2 protein-coding genes are annotated in these 3,883 nt (G+C 75.2%); one reads left to right on the forward strand and one right to left on the reverse strand.

Features of this window, described 5'->3' with window-relative positions; all coding sequences use genetic code 11:
- On the reverse strand, positions 1-2,386 hold a 2,386-nt coding region (locus G5C51_RS40480), incomplete at its 3' end, for an ATP-binding protein (RefSeq protein WP_165245709.1).
- Positions 2,387-2,505: 119 nt separating this feature from the next.
- Here G5C51_RS40480 and G5C51_RS40485 point away from each other — a divergent pair.
- The coding region (locus G5C51_RS40485) for an MFS transporter (RefSeq protein WP_165245711.1) at positions 2,506-3,883 on the forward strand (1,378 nt) is incomplete at its 3' end.

Raw genomic sequence — 3,883 nt, forward strand, 5'->3', positions numbered from 1 at the left:
GAGTGGTGGGGTCTGGCTGGGTGGTGGCGTCCCGACGAGTGGTGGCGTCCCGGCGAGTGGTGGGGTCCGGCGGGGTGGGCGAGTCCGGTCTGGTGGCGGCGGGTCCTGGCCGAGCGGCGGCGGGCTGCAGCTCATTGCGCTCCGGTTCGCCGGGCCCCACCGCGAGCGCCCATGCCAGTGATCTGGCGCCCTCGCGGTGCCGGCCGCGCAGGAACCAGTACCAGGCCAGCGCGCCCGCCAGTCGCAGCGCGAGGCCGGAGTCGCCCGCGGCGGTCGCGGCGCCCAGTGCCCGGTGCAGGTTGGTCGACTCCGCGTCCAGCCTGCGCAGCCCGGCGAGCTGGTCGCGGGTGGTCAGTTGCGGCGCGGTGCGCTCGGCGAGCGCGGTGTAGTACGCGGCGTGCCGCAGGCGCACGGGTATCTCCTCGCCGGCCGCGGCGAGTTCCTCCACGCCGAAGGCGGCGACGGACTCCAGCACCCGGTAGCGGTGGCCGTCCGCGGCCGGGGCGGTCGCGACGAGGGAGCGGTCCACCAGGCGGGCGAGCAGCTCGGGGACGTCGTCGGCGGCGACTCCGGTGGCGGGCGCGGGGCCGCCCGCGCCGTCCGTAGCAGCCGCGCCGTCCGTACGAGCCGCGCCGTCCGTACGAGCCGCGCCGTCCGTACGAGCCGCGCCGTCTGTACGAGCCACGTCGTCCGTACGATCCCCGCCGCCCTCCTCGTCCGCGCCCGTCTCCTCCGCCGCCGCGAGCGTAAAGCCGCCGGCGTGCACAGCGAGGCGGCGCAGCACCACCCGCTCCTCCGGGGCGAGCAGGTCCCAGCTCCACTCGATCGTCGCGCGCAGCGTCCGGTGCCGGGCGGGTGCGTCCCGGCGCCCCGCCGCCAGCACCCGGAAGCGGTCGTCGAGCCGCTCCGCGAGCCGCTCGACTCCCAGCGCGCGGACCCGGGTTGCGGCGAGCTCCAGGGCGAGCGGGATGCCGTCGAGGCGGCGGCAGATCGCCGCGACGGCGGCGGCGTTGCGCTCGTCGAGCCGGAACCCGGGCGCCGTGGCAGCGGCCCTGGCGAGGAACAGCCGCACCGCGCCGGACTGCCGCAGTGCGACCGGCTCGGCCGCGTCGTCGGCCCCGGGCGGAGCCAGCGGCGGTACGGAGTACAGCCGCTCGCCGTCGACGGCCAGCGGCTCCTGGCTGGTCGCCAGGATGTGCAGCTCGGGGGCGGCTCGCAGCAGCTGACCGGCGAGGAGGGCGACCGACTCGACGATCTGCTCGCAGTTGTCGAGTACGAGCAGCATCCGCTTGGCGCGCAGGGTTTCGGTCAGCACGTCCGCCGTGTGCCGGCCGTCCGCGTCCCGTACCCCCAGAGCCTCGGCGACCGACTCGACGGGGGAGTCGCAGCACTCCCGGCCCACCAGCTCGGCGAGCCGGACGCCGTCCTCGAAGCAGTCCGCGGCCAGCCGGGCGGCCTCCAGCGCGAGGCGCGTCTTGCCTACGCCGCCGGGGCCGGTGAGCGTGACCATGCGTTCGGAGCGCAGCAGCTTCTGGATGTCGGCGAGTTCGCTGTCGCGGCCGATCAACTCGGTGACGGGGGTGGGGAGCTTGGGTGCGGCGGCCGGCGGATCGACGGTGACCGGCGGCGGCGCGAGCTCCAGCGCACGGTCCTGTTCCAGGATCGCCTGGTGCAGCGCCGCCAGCTCGGGCCCCGGCTCCAGGCCCAGCTCGTCGGCGAGTACGCGGCGCAGCGCCGCGTACTCCGCCAGCGCCTCGGTCTGCCGGCCGGAGCGGTAGAGGGCGCGCAGCTGGGCCGCGCGCAGCCGCTCGCGCAAGGGGTGCCGGGCGGCCAGCTCGCCCAGTTCGGCGACGAGCGCCGCGTGTTCGCCGAGCGCCAGCCGCGCCTCGGCCAGGTCCTCGACGGCGGCGAGCCGGTCCTCCTCGAGGCGGGCGACGGCGGCGCGGGTGAAGTCCTCGTCCGCCGTGTCCGCGTAGGCCGGACCGCGCCAGAGCGCGAGCGCCTCGGTGAGCCCGGCGGCGCGGGCCGCGGGATCGTTCGCGTTACGGGCTCGGGCCACGAGTGCGGCGAAGCGGGCCGCGTCGACCGCATCCGGCGCCGCCGTCAGCCGGTAGCCACCGGGTTCACGGACCACCAGCCCTTTGCCGCCGGGCTCGGCCGCTTCCAGCGTCCGGCGCAGCTGCCAGACGCGGGTCTGCAGGGTGGCCGCCGGGTTGGCGGGCAGCGCCGTGCCCCACAGGTCGTCGACCAGCCGGTCCGCGGAGACCACGGCCCCCTCGTGCAGCAGCAGGTCGGCGAGCAGGGCGCGCACCTTCGCCTCGGCGACCTTCACCGGCTCCCCGCCGTCCGTCCACACCGCCAGTGGACCGAGCACCCCGAATCGCATCTCTCAACCGTACGCAGCCGCTGAGAGATGACCTAGAGATGACCTGGAGAAGACCGAGAGCGGCGCGCGGGAGAGTCGGTCCCGTACCGGGGAACTCCCGCCGCCCGAAGGAGACTCAGATGTCCGCCACCGCACCCGCCGCAGGCCCGCGCGAATGGGCCGGGCTCGCCGTGCTGGCGCTGCCCACCCTCCTGCTCGCTCTCGACGTGTCCGTGCTGCACCTCGCGGTGCCGCACCTCACTGCCGAACTGCAGCCGGGCGGCACCCAGTTGCTGTGGATCGTCGACATCTACGGATTCATGATCGCCGGCTTTCTGGTGACCATGGGCACGCTGGGCGACCGCATCGGGCGTCGGCGGCTGCTGCTCACCGGCGCGACCGCGTTCGGGGCGGCGTCGGTCGCGGCGGCGTACGCGCCCAGCGCCGAACTGCTCATCGCCGCCCGGCTGCTGCTCGGGATCGCCGGTGCCACGCTGATGCCCTCGACGCTGTCGCTGATCAGCAACATGTTCCGGGACGCCCGGCAGCGCGGCTTCGCCATCGCGGTGTGGGCCGCGATGTTCTCGGTCGGCGTGGCGGTCGGGCCGATCGTCGGGGGTGTGCTGCTGGAGCGCTTCTGGTGGGGCTCGGTGTTCCTGCTCGGGGTGCCGGTCATGGCGCTGCTGCTGGTGGCGGGCCCGCTGCTGCTGCCCGAGTCGCGGGATCCGCGCCCCGGCCGCATCGACCTGCCGAGCGTGGTGCTCTCGCTGCTGGCCATGCTGCCCGTGACGTATGCGATCAAGGAGCTGGCGCACGGGGTCGACACGGGGGCGCTGCTGGCGCTGGCCGCCGGGGTGGCCGCGGGCATCTGGTTCGTACGCCGGCAGCGGCAGCTCGCCGATCCGCTGATCGACGTCCGGCTCTTCGCCGACCGGACCTTCACCAGCGCGCTGGTGATCCTGCTGGTCGGCACGCTGACCGTGGGCGGGGTCTACCTCTTCGTCGCCCAGTATCTGCAGCTGGTCGCGGGCAAGTCGGCCTTGGAGTCCGGGCTTTGGCTGCTGCCGTCGGCAGTGGCGCTGATCGCTTCGTCGATGGCATCGCCGCTGCTGGCCCGCCGGTTCCGGCCGGGACGCCTGATCGGCTCGTCGCTGCTCGTCTCCGCGCTCGGCTACCTGCTGCTCACCCAGGTCGGCGCCGACTCGGGTGTCGGGATGCTGGTGGCGGCGTCCGTCTTGCTGGAGGTCGGCTTCGGGCCGGTGATCGCGCTCGGGACCGATCTGGTCGTCGGGTCGGCGCCGGCGGAGAAGTCCGGGTCGGCCTCGGCGATCTCCGAGACCGGTACGGAGCTCGGGGTGGCGCTGGGGGTTGCGGTGCTGGGCAGCGTGGGGGCGGTGGTCTATCGCGGGCAGGTGGGCGACGCGCTGCCGGCCGAGGCGGGCGAGACGCTGGCGGGGGCGACGGCGTACGCGCAGGAGCTGCCGGTGGGGGCTGGTCGGGAGGCGCTGAGGGTCGCGC

The organism is Streptomyces coryli (assembly GCF_011044975.1).
GTDB lineage: Bacteria > Actinomycetota > Actinomycetes > Streptomycetales > Streptomycetaceae > Streptomyces > Streptomyces coryli.